This window comes from Siccirubricoccus deserti (assembly GCF_014283215.1).
GTDB lineage: Bacteria > Pseudomonadota > Alphaproteobacteria > Acetobacterales > Acetobacteraceae > Siccirubricoccus > Siccirubricoccus deserti.
On record NZ_JACOMF010000013.1, the window covers coordinates 93732 to 117285 of the forward strand.

General features: G+C 70.8%; 23 protein-coding genes and 2 tRNA genes. 6 read left to right on the forward strand and 19 right to left on the reverse strand.

Translation table 11 applies throughout. From position 1 onward, the window contains the following. Positions 1-28: 28 nt before the first annotated feature. A complete protein-coding gene (locus tag H7965_RS13025; protein WP_186771013.1) occupies positions 29-1684 on the reverse strand; it encodes a hypothetical protein in 1656 nt (551 codons plus the stop codon). 216 nt (positions 1685-1900) lie between these two features. Beyond that, entirely contained in the window at positions 1901-3310 is a 1410-nt protein-coding gene (gene gltX / locus H7965_RS13030; RefSeq protein ID WP_186771014.1) for a glutamate--tRNA ligase, read from the reverse strand. Positions 3311-4185: 875 nt separating this feature from the next. Here gltX and H7965_RS13035 point away from each other — a divergent pair. After that, positions 4186-5820 carry a ComEC/Rec2 family competence protein gene (locus H7965_RS13035; protein ID WP_186771015.1) on the forward strand — a complete coding sequence of 545 codons (1635 nt, stop codon included), beginning with the start codon at positions 4186-4188 and terminating at the stop codon, positions 5818-5820. Positions 5821-5829: 9 nt separating this feature from the next. Continuing rightward, positions 5830-6576 carry an NUDIX hydrolase gene (locus H7965_RS13040; protein ID WP_186771016.1) on the forward strand — a complete coding sequence of 249 codons (747 nt, stop codon included), beginning with the start codon at positions 5830-5832 and terminating at the stop codon, positions 6574-6576. Between the two features lie 16 nt (positions 6577-6592). Here H7965_RS13040 and lexA read toward each other — a convergent pair whose 3' ends face one another. From lexA to H7965_RS13100, 12 genes are all read right to left on the reverse strand, one after another. Further along, positions 6593-7315 carry a transcriptional repressor LexA gene (gene lexA / locus H7965_RS13045; protein WP_186771017.1) on the reverse strand — a complete coding sequence of 241 codons (723 nt, stop codon included), beginning with the start codon at positions 7313-7315 and terminating at the stop codon, positions 6593-6595. Between the two features lie 148 nt (positions 7316-7463). Next, positions 7464-8669, reverse strand: coding sequence for a molybdopterin molybdotransferase MoeA (locus H7965_RS13050; RefSeq protein ID WP_186771018.1), 1206 nt, complete (start codon positions 8667-8669; stop codon positions 7464-7466). 43 nt (positions 8670-8712) lie between these two features. After that, entirely contained in the window at positions 8713-9207 is a 495-nt protein-coding gene (moaC, locus tag H7965_RS13055) for a cyclic pyranopterin monophosphate synthase MoaC (RefSeq protein WP_315898693.1), read from the reverse strand. Positions 9208-9214: 7 nt separating this feature from the next. After that, on the reverse strand, positions 9215-10045 hold the full coding sequence (trpC, locus tag H7965_RS13060; RefSeq protein WP_186771020.1) for an indole-3-glycerol phosphate synthase TrpC: 831 nt from the start codon (positions 10043-10045) through the stop codon (positions 9215-9217). Beyond that, positions 10042-11052: an anthranilate phosphoribosyltransferase gene (gene trpD, locus H7965_RS13065; protein WP_186771021.1), complete on the reverse strand. Its 1011-nt coding sequence runs from the start codon at positions 11050-11052 to the stop codon at positions 10042-10044. Before trpD ends, trpC begins: the two co-directional genes overlap by 4 nt. After that, the gene (locus tag H7965_RS13070; RefSeq protein ID WP_186771022.1) at positions 11049-11648 is read right to left on the reverse strand and encodes an anthranilate synthase component II; all 600 of its coding nucleotides are present in this window, start codon (positions 11646-11648) and stop codon (positions 11049-11051) included. The genes trpD and H7965_RS13070 overlap by 4 nt, the downstream gene beginning before the upstream one ends. Continuing rightward, entirely contained in the window at positions 11645-11788 is a 144-nt protein-coding gene (locus H7965_RS13075) for a hypothetical protein (RefSeq protein WP_186771023.1), read from the reverse strand. Before H7965_RS13075 ends, H7965_RS13070 begins: the two co-directional genes overlap by 4 nt. A gap of 232 nt (positions 11789-12020) precedes the next feature. Beyond that, positions 12021-12506 carry a VOC family protein gene (locus H7965_RS13080; RefSeq protein WP_186771024.1) on the reverse strand — a complete coding sequence of 162 codons (486 nt, stop codon included), beginning with the start codon at positions 12504-12506 and terminating at the stop codon, positions 12021-12023. 10 nt (positions 12507-12516) lie between these two features. After that, entirely contained in the window at positions 12517-12948 is a 432-nt protein-coding gene (locus tag H7965_RS13085) for a VOC family protein (protein WP_186771025.1), read from the reverse strand. A 118-nt stretch (positions 12949-13066) separates the two neighbouring features. Then, positions 13067-13864 carry an amidohydrolase family protein gene (locus H7965_RS13090; RefSeq protein WP_222440595.1) on the reverse strand — a complete coding sequence of 266 codons (798 nt, stop codon included), beginning with the start codon at positions 13862-13864 and terminating at the stop codon, positions 13067-13069. A gap of 372 nt (positions 13865-14236) precedes the next feature. Further along, positions 14237-15751: an anthranilate synthase component I gene (gene trpE, locus H7965_RS13095; RefSeq protein WP_186771027.1), complete on the reverse strand. Its 1515-nt coding sequence runs from the start codon at positions 15749-15751 to the stop codon at positions 14237-14239. Between the two features lie 158 nt (positions 15752-15909). Further along, positions 15910-17802, reverse strand: a complete 1893-nt coding sequence (locus H7965_RS13100) for a peptidyl-prolyl cis-trans isomerase (protein WP_186771028.1) — start codon at positions 17800-17802, stop codon at positions 15910-15912. 147 nt (positions 17803-17949) lie between these two features. Here H7965_RS13100 and tpiA point away from each other — a divergent pair, with 147 nt between their 5' ends. Next, positions 17950-18696 carry a triose-phosphate isomerase gene (gene tpiA, locus H7965_RS13105; protein ID WP_186771045.1) on the forward strand — a complete coding sequence of 249 codons (747 nt, stop codon included), beginning with the start codon at positions 17950-17952 and terminating at the stop codon, positions 18694-18696. 265 nt (positions 18697-18961) lie between these two features. Here tpiA and H7965_RS13110 read toward each other — a convergent pair whose 3' ends face one another. After that, positions 18962-20221, reverse strand: a complete 1260-nt coding sequence (locus tag H7965_RS13110) for a D-amino acid dehydrogenase (RefSeq protein WP_186771029.1) — start codon at positions 20219-20221, stop codon at positions 18962-18964. 126 nt (positions 20222-20347) lie between these two features. Here H7965_RS13110 and H7965_RS13115 point away from each other — a divergent pair, with 126 nt between their 5' ends. The 3 genes from H7965_RS13115 to H7965_RS13125 all read left to right on the forward strand — a co-directional run bounded on the left by H7965_RS13115 (position 20348) and on the right by H7965_RS13125 (position 22241). Further along, positions 20348-20794 carry an Lrp/AsnC family transcriptional regulator gene (locus tag H7965_RS13115; protein ID WP_186771030.1) on the forward strand — a complete coding sequence of 149 codons (447 nt, stop codon included), beginning with the start codon at positions 20348-20350 and terminating at the stop codon, positions 20792-20794. Continuing rightward, a complete protein-coding gene (locus H7965_RS13120; RefSeq protein WP_229682609.1) occupies positions 20794-21390 on the forward strand; it encodes an MOSC domain-containing protein in 597 nt (198 codons plus the stop codon). The genes H7965_RS13115 and H7965_RS13120 overlap by 1 nt, the downstream gene beginning before the upstream one ends. A gap of 455 nt (positions 21391-21845) precedes the next feature. Beyond that, positions 21846-22241 (forward strand): calcium-binding protein, encoded by a 396-nt coding sequence (locus H7965_RS13125; RefSeq protein WP_222440596.1) that lies wholly within the window; start codon positions 21846-21848, stop codon positions 22239-22241. 269 nt (positions 22242-22510) lie between these two features. On the opposite strand, the gene H7965_RS13130 is transcribed toward H7965_RS13125, so the two are convergent. The 4 genes from H7965_RS13130 to H7965_RS13145 form a co-directional block, all read right to left on the reverse strand. Beyond that, positions 22511-22587: transfer RNA gene (locus H7965_RS13130), tRNA-Arg, on the reverse strand. A gap of 7 nt (positions 22588-22594) precedes the next feature. Further along, positions 22595-22915, reverse strand: a complete 321-nt coding sequence (locus tag H7965_RS13135; RefSeq protein ID WP_186771032.1) for an ETC complex I subunit — start codon at positions 22913-22915, stop codon at positions 22595-22597. A 20-nt stretch (positions 22916-22935) separates the two neighbouring features. Further along, positions 22936-23009, reverse strand: a tRNA-Pro gene (locus H7965_RS13140). Between the two features lie 69 nt (positions 23010-23078). Beyond that, complete coding sequence (locus H7965_RS13145; protein ID WP_186771033.1) at positions 23079-23549, reverse strand: DUF192 domain-containing protein; 471 nt, start codon at positions 23547-23549, stop codon at positions 23079-23081. Positions 23550-23554: the final 5 nt, after the last annotated feature.

The window sequence follows — 23554 nt, forward strand, 5'->3', positions numbered from 1 at the left end:
CCCACTGCCGGCCGCGCCGCCCGTGCCCTCAGACATTCTGGATACCGGGCCGCGGCCGGACGCGGCGGTACGGCAGCGACCGCAGCAGCATCACCAGCAGGCCGGCGGCGGTGGCTCCGCTGATCGCCCAGCCGGCGCGCTCCCAGCTTGTGGTGCGGATGCGCACCACCAGATCGCGTACTGGCCGATCGGCCGCGACCTCGAGCAGCCCCTCGCTGTTGGCACGCAGCGCGACGGGACCCTGCGCGTCATGCGCCGCCCAGGCGGGGAAGTAGAACTGCGGCAGGCTGAACGGTCCTTCGGCCGCCGGCACGTGATAGCCGTCACTCAGCCGCAAGGTGCCCGGCGGCGGCACCGGCCGCGGATACGGGTCGGCCGCGCCGGCGGTGATACCGGTCCAGCCCGCCGCCGCCGCGGCGGCGGGAACATGCTCCCAGGAATAGGCGCCGGAATACCCCCGGGCGAAGTCCATTCGCTGCTCGGCCGGCAGGAACAGCGGCCAGTGCGGGTGGCCAAAGCCGCCGAGCGCCGCCAGCAGCGCGACCGGCAGCAGCGCGAGCGGCACCCCGAGGCCAAACAGCAACCCCCTTGGCAACCCCCGTAGCATGAGCGCTGCGAAGCCGCTCACGGCCGGGGTCAGGAAGGCGTAGCTGCGCCAGGGGTGTTCCACCGCAGTCAGCTGCGGCATCGCCAGCCACAGCGGCAGGGTCAGCACGCACCCCAGCGCGAAGCTGCCGAGCAGCAGCGCCGGCAGCGCCCGCATTAGCCCCGGCTGGCGCCAGCCACTGGTCCGGGCTGCCCGGCGCCACAGCCAGAGACCGCAGCCGAAGGCGATCAGCCCACCGCCCCAGATCGGCAACAGCCGTGCTTCCGGTGCCGTGTAGCCCAGCAAATTCTCGCGCCAGGAGGGGTTGAACATCTCCGCCGAATTGCTCTGGCGCAGCAGGCCGATGGCGGGGAGCAGGAAGGCCGCCGCCAGTGCCGCGCCGAGGGCGCCGCCGAGCAGGCTGTGCAGGGCGGCCCGTCGCCCGCCATAGGCCCAGGCGTAGATCGGCCCGAGATGCGCCGCGAAGGTGCAAAGCGGCAGGTTGGTCAGCGCCAGCGCCGCATAAGCCAGGGCGACGAGCGGAATGCCGGCACCAGTCCGCGACCCAGGGCCGCCCTTTCGGGCCGCGTCCCCGTCGGCGAGATCCTCCAGCGCCATCAGCAGCAGCGGCAGCAGCGCAATGGCGGCGGTTTCGGAATAGGCGAAGCGCACCCAGGGATCGACCAGTGCGCCATAGGGCAGCAGAGCGCCGAACGCCGCGCCGGCCCAGGCCGCCCGGGCCGGCACATGGCGACGGAGCCACAGCGCGGCAGTGACGACTGACAGCAGCCGCCAGCCCGCCATGGCGAGGCCGAGGCTTTCCGGCGTCCCAGCCCCGGTCGTGGCGGCGACCCCGGCCGCTGCCCAGAAGGCCAGGGGCGGGTAGCTGTAGAAGGTGGTGCCGCCCAGGCCGAAATTGCTGTCCATCAGCCAGCGCGGCCAATAGGTGCCCTCCGCCCAGGCGGCCGAGAGCATCTGCAGCGTCAGGAGGGCGAAGTCGGCATCGCGGCCGAGCATCTTGCCGACCACCGGAACGGCAAGCGCCGACCCGAGCGCGAGCAGGCCGACCAGCACCAGCAGCCCAATCGTCTCGCGCATCGGCGTCCCCGTATCCGGCATACCGGGCGTCGATGCCCGATGCGGGGAAGCCCGCTCCGGCACCATTCCCAGCCGGAGGCGAAAGGTTAAAGACACAAAACGGCGAGGCCGGATCTATCCGCCGCTCGGTCAATAACGGACTGCACTCATGTCTGAGCGCCGGACCCACTGAAGCCATTCATTTGCAGCGCGGAGTCACACCCCCACGCCTGCAGTCTACTCCTCGGCGGCCGCCAGGATGCGGTCCACGGCCTCGGTCCGGCCCAGTGCCGCCAGCACCGCGTCGATCGGCGGGCTCTGGGTGCTGCCGGTCAGCGCCACCCGCAGCGGCTGGGCGACCGCCCCGAGCTTCAGCCCCTTCACCTCGGCGTAGTCGCGCAGCCAGCGCTCCAGCTCCAGCCGCTCCCAGGGGGCATCGGTCAGGAATTGCGCCAAGTCGGCGAGCCGTGCCTTGGCCTCCGGCGTCAGCAGCGCGGCGGATTTGGCGTCCATCGGCGGTGGGCCCTCGATGGCGGCGAAGGCGGCGGTGCCGGCCAGTTCCTCCAGGGTCTTGGCCCGCGCCTTCAGCTCCGGCATCAATGCCCGCACCCGGTCGCCGCCGATCGTGCCGAAGTCAATCCCGTGCTTCGCCAGCCGCTCCAGCACCTCCTCGGCCAGCCGGTCGTCGTCGGCCTGGCGCAGGTAGACGCCGTTCAGATGCGTCAGCTTGGCATAGTCCATGCGGGAGGCGGCGCGGCCGACGTCCTTCAGGTCGAACAGCGCAATGGCGCGGTCCCGCGGTACGATCTCCTCATCGCCATGACCCCAGCCAAGGCGGAGCAGGTAGTTGCAGACGGCCTCGGGCAGGAAGCCCTGCTCGCGGAACTCCAGCGCGCCGACAGCGCCATGGCGCTTCGACAGCTTGGCGCCATCGGCGCCGTGGATCAGCGGGATATGGGCGAAGTGCGGCCGGTGCCAGCCCATGGCGTCGTAGATCATGCACTGGCGGAAGGTGTTGGTCAGGTGGTCGTCGCCGCGGATGACATGGGTGATCGCCATGTCATGGTCGTCCACCACCACCGCATGCAGGTAGGTCGGCGTGCCGTCCGAGCGCAGGATAATGAGATCGTCCAGTTCCGCATGGGCGACGCGGACCTCGCCCTGGACCAGATCCTTCACCACGATCTCGCCACGGCCATCCTCCGGGCGCGGCGCCTTCAGCCGAATGGCGGGCGTGCGGCCTGGCGGCGCCTCCGCCGGGTCGCGGTCGCGCCAGCGGCCATCGTAGCGCGGCGGGCGGCCTTCCTTCATCGCCTGCTCGCGCATCGCCGCCAGTTCCTCCGGCGTGTCGAAGGCGAGATAGGCACGGCCGCGCGCCAGCAACTCGCGCGCGACCTCGGCGTGGCGGGCCTCCCGCGCGCTCTGGAAGACCGGCGGCTCATCCGGGCCGAGGCCCAGCCAGTCGAGGCTCTCGAGGATCTGCCGCACCGCTTCGGGGGTGCTGCGCTGCTTGTCGGTGTCCTCGATGCGCAGCAGGTACTGGCCATTGTGGTGGCGGGCGAAGAGGTAATTGAACAGCGCGGTGCGCGCCCCGCCGATGTGCAGATAGCCGGTGGGCGAGGGCGCGAAGCGGGTGCGGACGGACATGGTGCGGAGGCCCTTGGACTGCGGCCGTGGAGGCGGTTCGATACAGCCAACCCCGGTCGGAGGGAATCACCGGGGCGCGATCCTCCGGCGGGACCGCCAGGCCATGGTGAGCGGCCGAGGCTCTACACCGGATCCGTCCGGGCCGGAACCGCCGGGCGCATCGGCGTGTGGACCGGTTGGGATACTCGCCATATGCGCGAATTTAATGCACTCGGGCAGTTCCGGCGGGGTGTCGCTGTTTCAGCAGCTTGTCGGTCTTCGCTGAAATCCCGTGGGAATTCCGGACCGCAGGGCAGGCTTGGCTTGACTCCTTAGTCGTTGATTTACCCGAGTCGTCATTTCATTCTCGACTCGGATGTCAACAACCCTTGCTCGTCCAGCTCCCGGATGGCCCGGCAGGCCTGTTCCTCTGGTTGGCCGGTGGAGCACCGATCGGTGGCGCGCGCACTGGGCGGGCGAGCAGCCCCGGCTCGCGCCATGGCTTGCCGTGGCCCTCGGCGCAGGCGTGCTGGCCTATTTCGCCCTGCCGGAAGAGCCGCCGGCCGCGACGATATGGCTTGCCCCCCCGCTGCTGGCCCTGGCCATCCTCGCCGGGATGCGCCGGCCCCTCCTCGGTTGGATGCTGGGGCTGGTGGCCGCCGCGGTGCTCGGCTTCGCCATCGCCGTCTGGCACACCGGCCGGCAGCCGCCGCCACTGGAACTGCCGCGCGGCGCCACCATCCTCACCGGCCGCGTCGCGGCGGTGGAGTTGCTGCCGGGGGGGCAGGCGCATCACCCTGCAGGCGCCGCGCTTCAATGGCGGTGCGCCGCAGCCGCGTCACATCCGCATCCGCCTGCGCGCCGAGGATCCCGCCCGCCCGGCGCCGGGCGAGCTGTTGCGCCTCCGCGCCCTGGTCCGCGCGCCCGGCGCGCCGGCGCATCCCGGCGGCTGGGACTTCCAGCGCGCCGCCTATTTCGCCGGTCTTGGCGGCAGCGGCTTCGCCCTCGGCCGGGCCGAGGTGACATTGGACGAGACAGCGGCACCCGGCTTCGCCGGACTTCGCGCCGGGATCGAGGCGCGGGTCACTGCGGCCATCCCCGGCGCCGCCGGAGCGGTTGCCGCGGCATTGCTGACCGGCGGGCAGAGTGCCATCCCCGCCACAGACCTGGCGGCGATGCGGGATTCCGGGCTGGCGCATCTGCTCTCGGTTTCCGGCCTGCACATCGCCATCGTCATGGGGCTTGGGTTCTGGGCGATCCGCTTCATCCTCGCCCTGGTGCCGGCGCTGGCCCTGCGGCTGCCGGTAAAGCCGCTGGCGGCGCTCGGCGCATTGGCGCTGGGCGGCGGCTACATGCTGCTGACCGGGGCGCAGGTGCCGATGCAGCGCAGTTTCGCCATGGCGGCGCTGGTGACCCTGGCGCTGCTCGCCGGGCGACGGGCGCTGAGCCTGCGATCCTGGGCGCTGGCCGCGGCGGCGGTGCTGCTGGCGCAGCCGGCGGCGGTGCTCGGCGCGAGCTTCCAGATGAGCTTCGCCGCAGTACTCGCGCTGATCGCCGGGTGGGAGTGGCTGCGGCCGCGTATGCCGCGGGCAGGCGGGGAGGGCGCCTGGCGCCGGCGGCTTCTGCTGGCGGGCTTCGGCATCATCGCCACCTCGGTGCTGGCCGGCGCCGCCACCACCCCCTTCGGCCTGCATCACTTTGGCCGGCTGCAGCTCTATGGCGTCGCCGCCAACGCGCTGGCGGTACCGCTGACCTCGGCGCTGGTGATGCCGGCAGGCATGGCGGCGGCGGCGCTGATGCCCCTTGGCCTGGAGCGCCTCGCCCTGGTGCCGATGGGTTGGGGCGTGGAGGCGATCCTCGCCGTCGCCCGCTGGGTCGCTGCCTGGCCCGGCGCGGCGGTCGCGGCGCAGCCGATCCCGACCTGGGGCCTGGCGGTGACCGCCTTCGGCATGCTGTGGCTCTGCCTGTGGCGCACCGGCTGGCGCGGCTTCGGCCTGCCGCTGATCCTGCTCGGCCTGGCCAGTGGGCAATGGCACCGTCCGCCGGACATCCTGGTCTCCGGGGATGGCAGGCTGATCGCCTTCCGGGCGGATGAGACGATGTTTCTCCAGCGCCTCTCCGGCGCTTCGAACTTCACCCGGGACAGCTGGCTGCGGCTGTTCGGTATCCCGGAGGCGCAGGCGCTGCCGCGCGAGGGGGCCGCCGGCAGCATCACCTGCACCCCTGGTGCCTGCAGCCTGCGGGCTGCGCCCGAAGCACCTGCGGCGGTGCTGCTGCGCGGCGCCGCGCCGCGCGAGGCCTGCGCCGGCGCCGCGCTGGTGATCTCGGCCGAGCCGGTACGCGGCGCCTGCGCGGCGCAGGTGGTCGACCGCTTCGCGGTGTGGCGCAACGGGCCGCATGCCATCTGGCTGGACAGGAATGGGGTGCGCGTGGTGAGTGACCGGGCGACGCGCGGCGACCGGCCCTGGGTGCCGCCGCCGCCAGTGCCGCGCGGCACTGCCTCGGCCGAGCCGCCGGCCGCCATCGAATAGGAGTCCTGTTTGACCGAAATCGCCGGCCACTCCCTGGTGCCGGTGGACCCGGCGTTGCGTATCACGCTGCTGCCCGGCGAGGTGACGGTGCCGGCGCCGCTGGAACCCGCCATCGCCGCTGCCTGGACGGCGGCACAGCGCCGCGCCGGGGGGCGGCTGTTCAATGGCCGGGTGTTCTCGGTCGAGCAGGTCACGCCCTCCCGCATCACCGGCCGGCTGGTCGAATACCGGCTGGCGGTCGCCGGCTTCAGCGACCCGGTCCTGGCGGCGGCGCTGGCGGTGCGACCGCTGTCGGTCTGCGGCGTACTGCGTACGCCCGATGGCATCGTCTTCGGCCGCCGCACCACCCAGGCGACCTATGAGGCCGGGCTGTGGCAGATGCCGCCGGCCGGCAGCGTCGATGCCGGCGCCGTGCGAGGCGACGTGGTGGATGCAATCGCCGCGTTGCGCGGCGAGCTGGCCGAGGAACTGGGCCTGCCTTGGTCGAGCATCACGCTGTGCCGGCCATTCGCGCTGGTGGTGCATGCCGCCTCCGGCGTGCACGACCTCGGCTGCCTGTTGGAGAGCCCGGCAGGCTTCGCCGAGATCGCCACCGCCGCAGCCGCCACCGGCGGCAGCCGGGAGTACCAGGAGCTGCGGGCGGTGCCAGCGGTGGAGCTGGCCGGCTTCGTCGCCGCCAACCGCGCCGCCATGGTGCCGGCGGCGCCGCTGTTCCTGGCCGCGCTGGAGCAGATCGCAGCCCACTCGGGCCCATGATCCGCTCCAGACCCGCTCAGTACTTCCTGAGCAGCCCGACCAGCCGTCCCTGCACCCGCACCCGGTCCGGGCCGAAGATGCGGGTCTCGTAGCGCGGGTTGGCGGCTTCAAGGGCGATGGAATTCCCGCGCCGGCGCAGCCGCTTCAAGGTCACCTCGTTCTCATCGACCAGCGCCACGACGATGGCGCCGTTGTCGGCGGTCTCGCCGCGGCGGATGATGACGGTGTCGCCGTCCAGGATGCCGGCTTCCACCATCGAATCGCCGGCGACCTCCAGCGCGTAATGCTCGCCGGCGGCCAGCAGACCGGCGGGAACCTCGACGCTGCTGCCGGCATCGCGCAACGCCTCGATCGGCAAGCCGGCGGCGATCCTGCCATACAGCGGCAGCTGCACCGCGGCGGCGTCGTTCGCGGTCTTCTGCACTCCGGCGAGGTTGGGCGCGAAGCGGCCGGTGATGACATTCGGCGCGAAGGCCGGCGCGCCCGGGGCTGGCGCCGCCTCGGCACCGCGGCGCGGCGCCATATTCTCCGGCAGCCGGATCACTTCCAGCGCCCGCGCCCGGTGGGCCCGACGCTTCAGGAAGCCGCGCTCCTCCAGCGCGGTGATCAGCCGATGGATGCCGGATTTGGACTTGAGCTTCAGCGCCTCCTTCATCTCCTCGAAGGAGGGGGAGAAGCCGGTCGTGCGCAGGTGCTTGTCGATGAAGATCAGCAGCTCATGCTGCTTACGGGTCAGCACTTCGTCCCCTCCGTGCGTAGTCGGACTGCCGGTTCCACGCGAGGCGCGGGAACAAAGCGGCAACCGGTTCACGTGTTCTAGGAAGGTTCTAGGCGCCTGGTCAATGGCTATTCAACGGGACCGGTGAGATCAGTGCAGAAACGTCCGACTAGATCCCAAGCTCGCCGAGTGGGATGACCTCCACCGCGGCCCCGGCTTCCAGCGCCGGCGCGTGCGGAACCCGCAGGATCAGTCCGTCCGCCCGTGCCAGGGTCTTCAGCATGGAGCTATCCTGCAGCGGGAAGGGGGTGGCGACCAGCGCCCCATCCGAGGCCGTCTCCAGTCGGGCGCGGAGATGGTCGAATCGACGATCGTTGGCGGCAAGCGCCACGCCGGCGCGGGCCGGGACCGCGCGCGGCGGGCCGGCCGGGCCACCGGAGAGCCGGGCCAGCGCCGGGACCAGGAATTGCACCGCGCACACCAACGCGGAGACCGGGTTACCGGGCAGGCCGAGCACCGGGGTTGGCCCCAGCCGACCCCAGATCAGCGGCTTCCCCGGCCGCATCGCAATCTGCCAGAAATCGAGGGTGAAGCCTTCAGGCCCCAGCGCCGATTGCACCAGGTCATGGTCGCCGACGCTGGCGCCGCCGGTGGTCACCAGCATGTCGCAGGCGCGGGCGGCGGCCGCGGCGGCGGCGATGGCATCCGAGTCGTCGGGGGCGATCGGCAGCACCAGCGGATCACCGCCGCCGGCCCGGACCAGCGCCGCCAGAGCATGGGCGTTGGAAGAAACGATGCCTCCGGACGGAATCGGCTCGCCTGGCAAGGCAATCTCGTCGCCAGTGGCGAGTATGCCGATCCGCGGCGCCCGGTGCACCGTCAGCCAGGGGTGGTTGGCGGCGGCGGCGAGGCCGATGTCGCGAGCGGTCAGCCGGCGACCGGCCGGCAGCAGCATCTCGCCGGCGGCGAAGTCGAGACCCTGGCGACGAATCCAGCGGCCGGGCTTCACTGTCTCATTCACCCGTACCCGGCCCTCGGCGGCGGCGGCATCCTCCTGCAGCAGGATGGCGTCGGCGCCGGGCGGGACAAAGCCGCCGGTGAAGATGCGCACCGCCTCGCCGGGGCCGATCTGGCCGAGGTAGGGGTGGCCGGCCGGTGCGATGCCGGTGACGGCGAGGCTCGCGCCCTCCACCGCATCGACAGCACGGACGGCGTAGCCATCCATGGCTGAGACATCGGCCGGCGGCTGGGTGACCCGGGAGAGCACTGGCCGCGCCAGCACCCGGCCCCAGGCGGCGGGCAGCGGCAGGGTCTCGGCCGGGGTCGGCGTCAAGGCGTCGAGGATGCGGGTGCGGGCTTCCCCAAGTGAAATCACAGGATCGCTCCGCAAGCCATTGAATGATGCTCGGGCGCCATGGTCACTCCGCCTCGTAAGTACCGGATTTTCCGCCAGATTTATGCACGAGCCGCACGGCCTCGATCCGCATGCCACGGTCGATCGCCTTGCACATGTCGTAGATCGTCAACGCCGCCACCGTCACCGCGGTCAGCGCTTCCATCTCGACTCCGGTTCGCCCGGTAAGCTTCACCAAAGCCTCGATCTCCACCGCATCAGGGGGCGCGGCGGTGAGGTCGATGGTGACCTTGGAGAGCATGAGCGGATGGCAGAGCGGGATCAGGTCGCTGGTCCGCTTGGCCGCCATGATGCCGGCGAGGCGGGCGACGCCCAGCACATCACCCTTGGCCGTCGTACCGGCCTGGATGCGCTCCAGGGTCGCTGGCGCCATCACCACCCGGCCCCGGGCGACGGCGGCTCGCTCGGTCTCCGCCTTGGCCGAGACATCGACCATGGTGGCGCGGCCTTGCGCATCAAAGTGGGTGAGTTCGGTCAAAGGCTTCCCACCCTTTTCCATGATTTCGCTAGAGCGCGTGGACCAACGTGGCGGCAGCGGAGGCGACATCCGGCTGGCGCATCAGGTGCTCGCCGACCAGCAGGCAACGGGCGCCGGCCTGGGCCATGCGGCGGACATCCGCCTGGGTGCGGATACCGCTCTCCGCCACCGGGATGCGGTCGGCCGGCACCAGCGGCGCCAGCTTCTCCGTGATGGCAATATCGGTCTGCAAGGTCTTGAGGTTGCGGTTGTTGATGCCGATCAGCCGACTGTTCAGCCCGAGCGCTCGCTCCAGCTCCCGCTGGTCGTGCACCTCGATCAGCACCGCCATGTCGAGGCTGTGGGCGAGGGCTTCCAGCTCCTCCGCCTGGGCATCGGCCAGGGCCGCCATGATCAACAGCACGCAATCGGCGCCCATCGCCCGGGATTCGAAGATCTGCCAGGGATGGACCATGAAGTCCTTGCGCAGCACCGGCAGCGGGCAGGCGGCGCGGGCGGCCTGCAGATCGGCGATGCTGCCCTGGAAATAGGGCGCGTCGGTCAGCACCGAGAGGCAGGTGGCACCGCCCTCGCAATAGGCCTCGGCCAGTGCCGCCGGGTCGAAGGGATCACGGATCAGCCCGCCGGAGGGCGAGGCGCGCTTGATCTCGGCAATCAGCCCGACCCGGCCATCCGCGACCGCGCCGCAAAGGGCGCTGATGAAGGGGCGCGGCGACGGCTCGGACCGCGCCAGGCGCTCCAGCTCCGACTGCGGGGTGGCGGCGGCGCGGGTCCGGACCTCCTCGTATTTGTCAGCGAGGATCCGGGCCAGGGTGTCCGGTACTTCTTGGTCGGCGAGGATGAGATGAGGAGCATTCATGCGGCGGTCGCGTCCTTCAGGCGGCCCAGTACGGCGGAAGCGGCCCCGCTGTCGATGGCCCGGGCCGCCAGCGCCGCCCCGGCCCGCAGATCGGTGGCCCGGCCGGCGACCACCAGGGCGGCCGCCGCATTCAACAGGACGATGTCCCGGTAGGCGCCGGCCTCGCCGGACAGCAACGCGACCAGGGCCGCGGCGTTCGCCGCCGGCTCGCCGCCGCGGATCGCCTCGGGCGGGGCGCGTTCCAGCCCGGCATCCTCCGGGGTGATGGTGAACTCACGGATTGCGCCATCCTCCAGCGCCGCGACCCGCGTCTCGCCCGAGAGGGCGATCTCGTCGAGGCCCTGGCCATGCACTACCCATGCCCGTTCCATGCCGAGCCGGCCCAGGGTCTCCGCCATCGGCCGCAGCCATGCGGCGGAATAGGCGCCGGTGAGCTGGCGCTTCACCCGCGCCGGGTTGGCCAGCGGGCCAAGCAGGTTGAAGATGGTCCGCGTGCCGAGTTCCACCCGCGGTCCGGCGGCGTGGCGCATGCTGGCATGGTGGCGCGGCGCCATCAGGAAGACCATGCCGGCCTCGGCCAGCACCGTCTCCAGCCGATCCAGCGGCACGTCGAGGTTCACCCCAAGGGCCGCCAGCGCATCCGCCGCGCCGGATTTCGAGGAGAGGGCGCGGTTGCCGTGCTTCGCCACCGGCACGCCGCAGCCGGCCACCACCAGCCCAGTCGCGGTCGAGATGTTGAGGCTGCCGGAGCCGTCGCCGCCAGTGCCCACGATGTCGATGGTGCCCGGCGGCGCCTCGATCGCGGTCATCCGGGCCCGCATGGCGCGGACCGCGCCGGTGAGTTCGGCCACCGTCTCGCCGCGCACCCGCATCGCCATGAGCAGGCCGGCGATCTGCGCCGGGGTGGCCTCGCCCGCCATGATGATGCCGAAGGCCGCCTCGGCCTCGCTCTCCGCCAGATGCTCTCCGGCAGCAAGCCGCGCCAGGACCGGCTTCAGGCTGTTCACGCCGGCACTGCCTGGGGCAGCCGCACCTTGGCGAGCGCCAGGAAATTCCGCAGCAGGTCGTGGCCGTGCTGGCTGGCGATGCTCTCCGGGTGGAATTGCACGCCCCAGATCGGCTTGCCGCGGTGCGCGATGCCCATGACCAGCCCGTCGTCCGTCCAGGCGGTGGCTTCCAGCTCCGCCGGCAGATCATCCCGCCGCACCACCAGCGAGTGGTAGCGGGTGGCACGGAAGGGGGAGGGCAGGCCGGCGAAGATGTCGGTGTTGCGGTGATGCACGTCCCAGACCTTGCCGTGCACCGGCTCCGGCGCGCGGATCACCGCGCCGCCGAAGGCCTGGCCGATCGCCTGATGGCCGAGGCAGACGCCGAGCAGCGGCACACCCGCGGCGGCCGCGGCGCCGATCAGCGGCAGGCAGATGCCGGCCTCGGTCGGGGTGCAGGGGCCGGGTGAGAGGACGATCGCCTCCGGCCGCAGCGCCAGCGCATCCTGGCTGGTCAGGGAATCATTGCGCCTGACCTCGATCTCCACTCCAAGGTCACCCAGGAAGTGATAGAGATTGAAGGTAAAGCTGTCGTAGTTGTCGATCAGCAGGATCATCGTTGCGGACTTTCGGTCCGGTCGGTCGCCCGGTCAAGCGGTTGCGCGGGCGGCTCGGCCTCGGGCGGTGGCGCGGGGATGATGAGGGGCGGCGACGAGGGGCCGCTGATGACGTCGAAGTCGAAATCGCTGCGCTGCATGCTGGGCTCCGGTGGAAGGGCCGACGACGCTGGCAGCGGGGCAGAAACACGAAAGCCGCCAGCGAGTGGCGGCTTTGGGGTTGCTCTCGATCTGCGCGAGGTCCTCAGGCCGCCGGTGTGAACCAGCGGTACCAAAATCGGGCGGCGGGGAGGGTGGCCGGGCGCATGGGTGGGAGATTACTGCCGCGGCCGGAGGCGCACAAGGGCGAAGCAATGGCGCCCGGTGCGCCGTTCACCCGGGCGGCACCCCCGCATGCGCGGCCTCGAGGCCGGCGATGTCGAGCTTCACCATGCCCATGACCGCCTGCATCACCCGCTGCGCCCGGGCCGGATCAGGGTCGCCCAACAGCTTCGGCAGCACCGCCGGGACGATCTGCCACGGAATGCCGTAGCGGTCTTTCAGCCAGCCGCACTGCTCGGCCCTGCCGCCCCGCGACAGCGCCTCCCACAGCCGGTCGATCTCCGCCTGATCAGAGCAGTCGATCCTGAAGGAGACGGCATGGGTGTACTCGAAGCGGGTACCGCCATTCAGCGCCATGAAGCCCTGGCCGGCCAGGGTGAACTCGACCACGAGCACCGAGCCGGCATTGCCGGAGGGGCCGTCCATGACGTTGCGCTGCACCCGGTTGATGCGCGAATCGGGCAGGAGGGAGACGTAGAAGCGGGCCGCTTCTTCGGCCTCGCCGTCGAACCACAGGCAGGGCGCGATCCGGGACATCGACGCCACCTCAGGCCGCGGCCGGGCCAGGCTGGACCTCGGCCGCTGCGGCCATATCCATCCACATCACCTCCCAGATGTGGCCGTCCGGATCCTCGAAGCTGCGGCCGTACATGAAGCCGTGGTCCTGCTTCGGACCAGGATCGGCCCGGCCGCCGGCGGCATCGGCGCTGGCCACCATGGTATCGACCTCGTCGCGGCTTTCGGCGGAGAGGCAGATCAGCACCGCGCTGCTGCTGCGTGCATCGGCAATGGGCTTGGGCGTGAAGAGGCGGAATTTCTCGTGCGTCAGCAGCATGGCGTGGATGGTCTCGGAGAAGACCATGCAGGAGGCTGTGTCGTCGCAGAATTGCAGGTTCCTTCGCGCACCGATGGCCTCGTAGAAGGCTGTCGCGCGGGCCAGGTCGGTGACCGGCAGGTTGACGAAGATCAGCTTGGCCATGGCGGGACCCCTCCGTTGGAACTGGCCAGAGGACGCATGGCCGTGGCCCGCTCCGACAGCAGGGCTGAAAAAAACCGGGCCGCGCACCCGTCGCCAGGCGGAGGCGCGGCCCAAGGGGTCAGCGGGCGGGTGGCCCGAAGCCGTAGAGCCGCGCCGGGTTGTCGACCAGGATCGCCTGCCGTTGCGCCTCGGCCGGTGCCCACTCGCCGAGGCAATCCAGCAGCACGCCATCATCCGGTACATCCTCGTCCCGCAGCAGCGAGGGATGCGGCCAGTCGGTGCCCCAGACGCAGCGTTCGGGCGCTGCGGCGATCATCGCCCGCGCCATGCCGGCGACATCGGCATAGGGTGCGCCGGTGGAAGACCGGTAGCCGCAGAGCTTGGCCCAGGCGCCACGCTCCAGCAGCCGCAGCAGTGCCTTGAAGCCGGGGTTCTCGACGCCGCCCTCGGTGCTCTGCACCCCGCCCATGTGGTCGACCACCAGCGGGCAGGGCAGCCGTGCCAGTACGCTCTCCAGCGCCACCATCTCGGCGCTGTGGGCATAGAGCTGCAAATGCCAGCCGAGGGTCGCCAGCTTCTCCCCCAGCGCCTCCAGCTGCTCCAGCGGGGTGCCATTGCCGGAGACGGCGTTGAACCGCACGCCGCAGGCGCCGCGCGGCGCCATGGCCTTCAGGGCCGCCAGGCCGAAGCTCTCATCGACCACCACCACGGCGCGGGCGCGGTCGAGGCCCATGGCCTCCACCGCATCCAGGGTCACCGCATTGTCGGTGCCGTAGATGCTCGGCTGCACCACCACCGTGCGCGACAGGCCGATTGTGGACAGCATGTCGAGGTACATGCCGATCGAGGCCTCGGGCGGGGTATAGCCGCGGCCGGGCGAAAGCGGGTAGCGATGGTAGGGACCGAATATGTGCATGTGGCAGTCGGTACTGCCAGGCGGCGGGGTCCAGCTGGGCTTGGACGTCGCGGCGCGGGGGCCGGGGCAGGGGCGGGTCATGCTGTGTCCTCCGATGGAGGCAGTTTCGCCCGGATCAGGCGGCGCGGCCATCCTCCGCATGGTCGAAAGCCGCGCGCCGGGCAGTCAGCGCCGACAGGACAGCCCCCGCTCCATCCAGTCGAGCTGGCGTAGCGTCACCCGGCGGCGCCGCAGCCGTGCCGGTTGGCCGGCAAGGCCTCGGGCGGCTGCCCCAGCGCAGCGCCTGCGCCAGCCGCGCCTTCTCCGCCGGCAGCGGCGGATCGGTGGCGCCCGCGGACCGGGTTCAGAGGTGAACGCAACCCGCCTTCGCGGTCACGCCGCGCCCTGCTTCCGCCCCGCGGCGAAGCGCACCGCCTCCTCCGCCGCGCGGAACAGCGCGCGCGCCTTCTGCCTGGTTTCCTCGTACTCCGCCTGCGGGTTGCTGTCGGCCACCACCCCGGCGCCGGCCTGCACATGCATCACCCCATCCTTCACCAGCGCCATGCGCAGGCCGATGCAGGTGTCCATGCCGCCGTCAGCGCCGAAATAGCCGAAGCCGCCGGCGTAGATGCCGCGGCGGGAGGGCTCCAGCTCCTCGATGATCTGCATCGCCCGTACCTTGGGCGCGCCGGTCAGCGTGCCTGCGGGGAAGCCGCCGGCCAGCGCCTCCAGCGCTGAGAGGCCGGGGCGCAGCCTGCCTTTCACCTCGGAGCCGATGTGCATCACCTGCGAATAGCGCTCGATCTGGAACTGTGAGGTGACCTTGACGCTGCCGATGGCCGAGACCCGGCCGACGTCGTTGCGGCCGAGATCGAGCAGCATCAGATGCTCCGCCCGCTCCTTGGGGTCGGCGAGCAGCTCGATCTCAAGCGCCTTGTCCTCCTCCGGCGTCGTGCCGCGGCGGCGGGTGCCGGCGAGTGGGCGGATGGTCACCTCGCCATCGCGTAGCCGCACCAGGATCTCCGGGCTGGCGCCGACCGCGGCGAAGCTGGCGAAGTCGAAGAAGAACAGGAAGGGCGCCGGGTTGATCCGCCGCAGCGCGCGATACAGCGCGAAGGGCGGCAGGGCGAAGGGCGCCGAGAAGCGCTGACTTGGCACGATCTGGAAGCAGTCGCCGGCGCGGATGTATTCCTTGGCGCGCTCCACCGCGGCGATGAAGCCCGCCTCGGTGAAATTGCTGCTGGGCTCCGGCGGGCGCGGCAGGCTGACCGGCGCGGCGGGGCGGGGCAGGGGACGGTCGAGCGCCGCCTCCGCCTCATCCAGCCTAGCCTGCGCCGCATCCCAGGCGGCCTGCATGTCGAGACCGGGTTGCGGCCATACCGTGGTGAACAGCGACAGCGCATCGCGCACATGGTCGAACACCGCGACCAGGGTCGGGCGCACCAGGACCGCATCGGGAATACCGAGCACATCGGCGTTCTTCGCCGGCAGCCGCTCCATCAGCCGGACCATGTCGTAGCCAAGGTAGCCGAACAGCCCGGTGGCGATCGGCGGCAGCCCCGCCGGCAGCGGCAGAAGATTGGCGGCGAGCAGCGCCCGAAGGCTGTCCAGTGCCGGCTCGCCCGCCGGTTCGAAGGCATGCGGCGCGGCGAGGGCGTGGCGGTTGATCTCCGCCGCGCCGTCGCGGCAGCGCCAGATCAGGTCGGGCTCCATGCCGATGGCGGAGTAGCGGCCGCGGGCGGAGCCGCCCTCGACGCTTTCCAGCAGGAAGGCGTTGGGCTTGCCGGCCGCCAGCTTGAGGAAGGCGCCGACCGGCGTGTCCAGATCCGCCACCCGCTCCCGCCACAGCACCTGGCCCTGCCCGGCGGCAAGACCTGCGCTGAAGCTGGCGAAATCGGGGAACGGCATCGGTGGGGACTCCTGTCCTTGGGCAGGCCGCGTAGGGGCGGGATCGCCCGGCGGGGACCTGCTCGATCGAGCATAGGCTGGGATGGCTTCAGCGCGCGAGCGCCAGAGGCCGCCGGGGCAGGTTCAGGCTGACCGTGCAGGGCCAGCATGAACCTGAATTAGGGCTGCGCGAGCTGGTCCACCAGCCGCGGGTTGATCCGCACATTCGAGCGGGCCCGCAGCGCCGTCATGAACTGCATCTCGAGGTCATTCGCCATCGCCTGCGCCGTCTCGCCGCGGATGCGGGCCATCGCCGCCGCATCAGCGTCCGGGTCGGCCGGGGTCACCTCGGTGAGCTGGGCAACGGTGAAGCCAGTGCGGGTCGGCACCATGGTCGTCTCGTTCAGCTTCAACTCGAACAACGGCGCCAGCAGCTCCGGCGGCACCGGCGCGTCCTGGCGCTGGTCGCGCCGCAGCGCGCCCACCTCCCGGAAGCCGAGCCCGGCCTCGCGCGCTGCCTCGGCCAGCGGCTTGCCTCCGCGGGTCGCGGCCAGCAGCGCCGCGGCGCGCTCCTCCTGCACCCGGCGCTTCGCCTCCGCGATGAAGGCCTCGCGCACCGCCGGCTCCACCGCCTCGAAGGGCTTCAGGGCCGGTGGCACCACCTCGTTGATGGTGACCGCGACGAAGCCGGCCTCGGTCTCGGCGAGGCGGGGGGCGGCACCGCGCTCGGCGGTGAAGATGGCACGCAGCAGCGGCTGGCGGGACGCTTCGATCACCGGCAAGGCCACCTCCTGGCCCTCGGCGTCATGCCCGGTGGCATCGGTGCGGATGGCGGCGAAGCCGAGGTTGAAGCGCTGCGCCGCCTCGGCCAGCGTGGCGCCGCCGGCCAGCGCATCCTCCACCTTGTTCGCGCGATCGAAGGCCAGGTCGGCGGCCTTCTCCTGCGCCAGCTCGTGGCGCAGCGTGTCACGCACCTCGGCCAGGGTTCGGGCATGGCCAGGCTCGATCTTCTCCACCTTCAGCACATGCCAGCCGAAGGGGCTCTGCACTGGGTCGGTGACACCGCCCTCGGCCACGCCGAAGGCAGCCTCGGCGAGTTCGGGCAGCGGCAGGCCCGCGCGGTCGAGGCTGCCGAGGTCCACCGCCTGGCCGCCGGCCTCGTCCGCCTGGGCGGTGATGGCGGCGAAATCGGCGCCGCCCTTCCAGGCCTCCGCGATCGCCCGCGCCTTGGCCTCGTCGGGCACCAGCACCTGGTGGATGCTGCGGTGCTCCGCCGTCTCGAACTGGCCGCGGCGCGCCTCATAGGCGGCGGCGATCTCCTGGTCGGTGACCTCCACCTCGCGCGACAGCAGCTCGGCGGTCAGCACCGCCACGCTGGCGTCGCGCAGTTCGGGCGTGGAGAAGCGTTCCGGGTTGTTCTCATGGTAGCGGCGAAGCTGCGCCTCCTCGGGCGCCGGCGGCTCCGGCGCGTCGGCGACGGCCAGCGAGACCACGGTCGCCGCGCGCTGCTCGCCCTGCCAGCGCAGCAGCGGCCTGACCAGCGCGTCCGGCGCGGCGGCGCCGGCGCGCACCGCCTGCGCCACCTGCTGGCGCGCCAGGTCGGCCCGCACCAGGGCAAGGAAGCCGGCTTCAGTCAGGTCGTTGCTGCGCAGGAAATTCTCGAACACCGGGCGGCTGAACTGGCCGTCCATGCCGCGGAAGCCCTGGATGCCGAAGATGAACTCGCGCACCGCCGCGTCCGGTACGGTAAGGTTCAGTCGCTGCGTCTCGCCGCGCACCACGCGGTCGAGTACCAGCTGCTCGATCGCCTGTTCGGTGACGGCACGGCGGATGCGCGGGTCATTCTCGAATTGCGCGCCGAGCTGCCGGGCGAGGCGCTGCATCTCCCGCCGCACCGACGCCTGCGCGTCGTCGAGGGTGATCGCCTGGTCGCCGACCCGCGCCACCGAATCGTCACGGCCGAAATCGCGCACGGCATCGCCGATGCCCCAGACAGCGAAGGAGGCGATCAGCAGGACGAAGAGCAGCTTCGCCAACCAGGTGCCGGCCATGCGGCGGAGGGCAGTGAGCATCGTGGTCCGTGCGGGGTTGCCCCGCGGTCCATAGCGGAGCGGGGGCAGGTTGCCAAACCGTGTTACCCTCGGTAGCGGAATGCCGGCCTGCGCCATGGCTTGCAGCGCGGGCCGCAACGAAACAGGAGGGTTTCCGTGACACCAGGCGTGCGCCCGCTGATCGCCGGCAATTGGAAGATGCACGGCAGCCTGCTCGACTCGGCCGCCCTGGCCGAGGCGGTGAGCGCCGGCGCCGCGACGGCCGGACCCGCGGCGGAGCTGCTGGTCTGCCCGCCGTTTCCCTATATCCAGCCAACCGCGGCGGCGCTGCTGGGCAAGGGTGTCGCCGTCGGCGGCCAGGATTGCCATGCCGCGGCGAAGGGCGCGCATACCGGCGATGTTGCGGCGGTGATGCTGCGGGATGTCGGCGCCACCCATGTCATCCTCGGCCATTCCGAGCGCCGGGCGGATCACGGCGAGACCGATGCGGCGGTGCGCGCCAAGGCGGAGGCGGCGCTGGCTGCCGGCCTCACTCCCATCGTCTGCGTCGGCGAGAGCGAGGCCCAGCGGCTGGCCGGCAAGGCGGAGGCGGTGGTGACAGGCCAGCTCGACGGCAGCCTGCCGGAGGGCTTCGCCGCCGCCGGAGGAGTGGTCGCCTATGAGCCGGTCTGGGCGATCGGCACCGGCCGGACGCCGACCGAGGCGGAGATCGCCGCCATCCATGCGGCGATCCGTGCCAATCTCACGGCGCAGTTCGGTGCGCCGGGCGGCGGGTTGCGGATCCTCTACGGCGGCTCGGTGAAGCCCGGCAATGCGAAGGCGATCCTGGCGCTGCCGCATGTGGATGGCGCGCTGGTGGGCGGCGCCAGCCTGGTGGCGGCGGATTTCCTGGCAATCGCCGCGGCTGCGGGGTGACGAGAGGGACGCCGTCCCACTCGCGCTCCCTCTGGCGAAGACCGAAGCGCCTTTGGAGATTTTGAGTTCTTGAACTCAGGCCGGTCCAGGGGGCGCTTGCCCCCTGGCGGATGGAGTCCGGGGAAGGCAGCGCCTTCCCCAGCTACGCCGTCAGCGGTTTCAGCGGCGGCCGTCTGACATTGATGCCGCTGCAGCCGGGCGTGCGGTATTCCGTGGCCATGCCCTCCTGCGTGGCCGCCGAGTTGGCGGCTCGCGGGAGGCAGCGTTACGCCGCGGCGTAACGTGAGAGCGCGAGGTCCGCGTGATCGATTTCCGGCGCCCGGCCGGTGACCAGATCGGCCAGCAGCCGGCCGCTGCCGCAGGCCATGGTCCAGCCGAGGGTGCCATGGCCGGTGTTCAGCAGCAGGTTGCGATAGCGGGTCGGCCCGACCACCGGCGTGCCATCCGGCGTCATCGGCCGGAGGCCGGTCCAGAAGCTGGCCCGGGCCAGGTCGCCGCCGCGCGGGAAGAGGTCGCCGACCGAATGCGCCAGAGTGTCCCGCCGCGGGCCGCGCAGGCGGAGCGAGAAGCCGGCCAGCTCCGCCGTGCCGCCGACCCGGATGCGGTCGCCAAGCCGGGTGATGGCGACCTTGTAGGTCTCGTCCATCACGGTCGAGACCGGCGCCGCCGCCGCATCGGTGATCGGCAGGGTCAGCGAATAGCCCTTCACCGGATAGACCGGCAGATGCACGCCGAGCGGCCGCAGCAGGGCCGGGGAGTAGCTGCCCATGGCGACCACGTAGCGGTCAGCGGTGAAGTGCCCCTGGTCGGTGACGACGCCGCTGACCTCGCCCGCCTCGGTCTCCAGCCCGCGAATGGTGACGCCGTGGCGGAACGCCACCCCGGCGGCGGCAGCCAGCGCCGCCAACCGCTGGGTGAAGACATGGGCGTCGCCGGTCTCGTCGCCTGGCAGCCGCAGCCCGCCGACATACTTGCCCGGCACCAGGCCAAGCGCTGGCTCGGCGGCGATGCAGCCGGCCGGATCAAGCAGCTCATAGGGCACCTTGAAGCCGTCCAGCACCGCGGTGTCGCTGCCGACGGCGTCAATCTGCTTCTGGGTGCGGAAGAGCTGCAGCGTACCCTTCGCCCGTTCGTCATAGGCGATGCCGGTGTCTGCCCTGAGGTCGCGCAGCACGTCGCGGCTGTACTCGGCGAGGCGAACCATCCGGCCCTTGTTCACGCCATAGGCTGCGGTGGTGCAATTCGCCAGCATCTGGCCGAGCCACCGGTACAGACCATGATCGAGTTGCGGCCAGAAGACGAACGGCCGATGACGCATCATCAGCCATTTCAGCGCCTTGATCGGGATGCCTGGGCCGGCCCATGGGGCGGAATAGCCCGGCGAGACCTGGCCGGCATTGGCAAAGCTGGTTTCCATGCCGGCGGCCGGCTGGCGGTCCAGCACCGTCACCTCATGGCCGGCGCGGGCCAGGTACCAGGCGCTGGTGACGCCAACCACGCCACTGCCGAGGATCAGAACCCGCATCGCCGCCTCCTTCGTTCCAGCTGAAGCTAGGCCGCAGAGCCTGCAAATTTCCCGCTGATCCTTCGCAATTACTGCCCATATGGCCCAAATTGTGGCATGATCATCGAAGATTTCGCAGGAAATTGCATGCCCACGCTGGATGACACCGATCGCGCCATCCTCCGCCTGCTCCGCACCGATGCACGGATGAGCAATGCCGCCCTGGCCGCAGCGGTGGGGCTCTCACCCTCCGCCTGCCTGCGCCGGCTCCGGCTGCTGGAGCATCGCGGGGTGATCCGCGGCTATACGGTGGTGCTGGAGGAGGCGCCGCAGCGGGATGGCGTGGTGGTGATCGTGCAGATCACCCTGGAACGCCAGACCGACGATCATCTGCGGCGGTTCGAGGCAGCGGTGCGGCGCTGCCCCGAGGTGCGGGAGTGCTATCTGATGACCGGCATCGCCGATTACCTGCTGCGGGTCGAGGCGCGCGACGCCGCCGACTACGAGCGCCTCCACAAGGAGGCGCTGAGCCGCATGCCCGGCGTCGCCCGCATCCAATCGAGCTTCGCCATCCGCAGCGTGATCCGCGGCTGATGGCCATCGCGCCCGATCGCGGCGGGGCCGAGCCCCGCACCATGAACCGGCCGCGCCAGGCCCTTGTGATCGCGGTGGCGCGGGATGGCGGGCATCGCTTCTCGAAGCCGCTGGCGACGACGATCACCCTGCTGGCGGGCCTTGGCGTCGAGGGCGATGCCCATGCTAGGGTGACGGTACAGCACCGCTCCCGCGTCGCCGCCGACCCGAGCCAGCTCAATCTGCGGCAGGTGCACCTGATCCAGGCGGAGCTCTTCGCCGAGCTGGCGATGCAGGGCTTCGCCGTGGCGCCGGGTGCGCTCGGGGAGAATGTGACGACCGAGGGGATCGACCTGCTCTCCCTGCCGGTCGGCGCGCGGCTGCAGCTGGGGCGTACGGCGCTGGTGGAGGTGACCGGGCTGCGCAACCCCTGCGCCCAGATCGAGCGTTTCCGGCCCGGGCTGCTCGCGGCGGTGCTGGGACGGGATGCGGCGGGGCGGCTGGTGCGAAAGGCCGGGATCATGGGCGTGGTGCTTGAGGGCGGTCTGGTGCGGCCGGGCGATGCCATTGGCCTGACCCTGCCGCCGCCGCCGCACCGGGCACTGGAGCGGGTCTGAGCCTCGATCTCCACACACGTACCGGTACGTTCGGAGGCTCAGTCACGCCTCATCCGCCTCGTGGCCTGCATCGTTTGAGGCGGCGAGCGACGGCGTTGCCTTGCGCATCTTGCCGGCGGTCCATACCCAGGCGGATACGGTCCCTGCGACCGCCGGCCCGCCGGTCCATCGCACCGCAGCGCCACCATGTTGGCATTCGAAAGATCAACGGTATCGCCAAGGAACCGTAGTATTCCGGCGACGAATACTCCGCCGGCAACGATCCTTTTGTACCAAATTCGGCCTATCCAGCAGGAACCTCAAAACGAATTTTCACTGCATAATTTACGGTTTATTTTGAGCGCTGAACTTATTCCGCCTTGCGTGATGATGCGTCTCGGGAATCACCTGTTCGTGCTTTGTGAAGCTGAAACCCGATCTGGCAAATGGAGAAAAGCAACTCAAGGTTAAATCCATTGCCGACCTTCATCGGAACGACGAGCAACGACATCCTCATGGGCACCGGCGGCAACGACGCCATGATCGGTGGGGCCGGCGACGACACGATCAGTGGCGGTACAGGCAATGACCGCCTGCGCGGAGGCAAGGGAGACGACATCCTGCAAGGTGGCAGCGGCGCCGATACCTTCATTTTCTGTCGGGCCGATGGCCATGACCAGATCGACGACTTCCAGCAGGGAGTCGACCGTCTGGAATTCCGCGGCATCTCCGGCCGGGAGATCACCTGGACCGCAACCGAAGGCGGCGTCACCCTCAGCTATGGTGGCCTTGCCGGGCAAGCCGCCGATCACGGGGAGATCTTCCTCGCAGGCATCACCTCCCTGGGTTTCAGCGACTTCATCTTCAGCTGAGCACCCCGCGCGGCCGCGAGGCCGCCGTTCGTGCAGGCGTCGTGGCGAGGCTGCGCCTGCGTTGCGCGGAACTGGGATGGATGGCGGACCCTGAGGCCAATCATCCTGGACATGGCTGCCCGAGATGGGCCATTCGCCCGGTTGAACACCGACCTGAGCGGTTCCGGGCGTAGATGGCAGGGCCGGAACCGCTTCGGTGCCATGCTTCCGCACCGCACGGGCCGCGCGGGCGACGATGGCCTCCTCCGGCACCAGCCGGCCCATTCAAATGGCGCGCCCGGCAGGATTCGAACCTGCGGCCTCACGCTTAGAAGGCGCGTGCTCTATCCAGCTGAGCTACGGGCGCAAAGGGGTCAGTGGGTCCAGTTCTCGGAACGACCGAAGCGAAAATTATCGGCGTAGACCTTGGCCTTGATCCGCACCGGCTTCGGCTCCTCCACCTCATAGGCCAGGGCGTTGGCCTCGGCATAGGCCACCGCCTCCTCCCGTGTCGGGAAGTGCAGCCGCACCTGGCCGCGCGTATCGCCCGAGCCGGACCATCCCATCAGCGGGTCCAGCCTCTGCCGCTCGCCCGGCTCGAATTCCAGGACCCAGCCGGATTGCCGGCCCTTGCCGGACTGCATCGCCGAGCGCGGCGGGACATAGATACGGGCGGTCTGCTTCGGGCCAGCCATGAGAAATCCCTGATCCAGAATCGGGGCGACTGGATTCGAACCAGCGACCCTCTGCTCCCAAAGCAGATGCGCTACCAGACTGCGCCACGCCCCGACGTCGGCAACCTAGACTGGGCGCGCGCCGGTTGGAACCACCCAACGCGTTGAATTGCTGCCCGCCGGCTCAGGGCGCGTTGCCGAAGATCCGCTGCAACACCCGGTCGCCGACCCGGAGGCCGAGCCGCTCCGCCGTTCCCGCCGCCAGTTCCAGCGTCGCCCGCACCGGGCCGCGGCTGTCGATCGGCACCAGGGAATAGGGCACGGTCCGCTCGGCGATGCGGTGGATGCGGCCATCGGCGGCAATGAACAGCATGTCGAGCGAGGTGATGGTGTTGCGCATCCACATGCTGCTCTCGCGCGGCGCGCCCCAGTCGAACAGCATCCCCCCATCGGCGGCGACCGAGGGGCGGAACATCAGCCCGACCATCTGCTGGTCGGGCGACAGCGCCATCTCCACCCGGAATTCGTGCCGCTTGCCGTCGCGGGTGACGATGACGAGAGGCTCCTCCGGCAAGGTCGGCTGAGGCCCGGTCTGGGCGGTGGCAGGCATGGTGAAGGCCAGGCCCAGCAGGGCGGTAAGGGTGCGGCGGCGCATCGGCC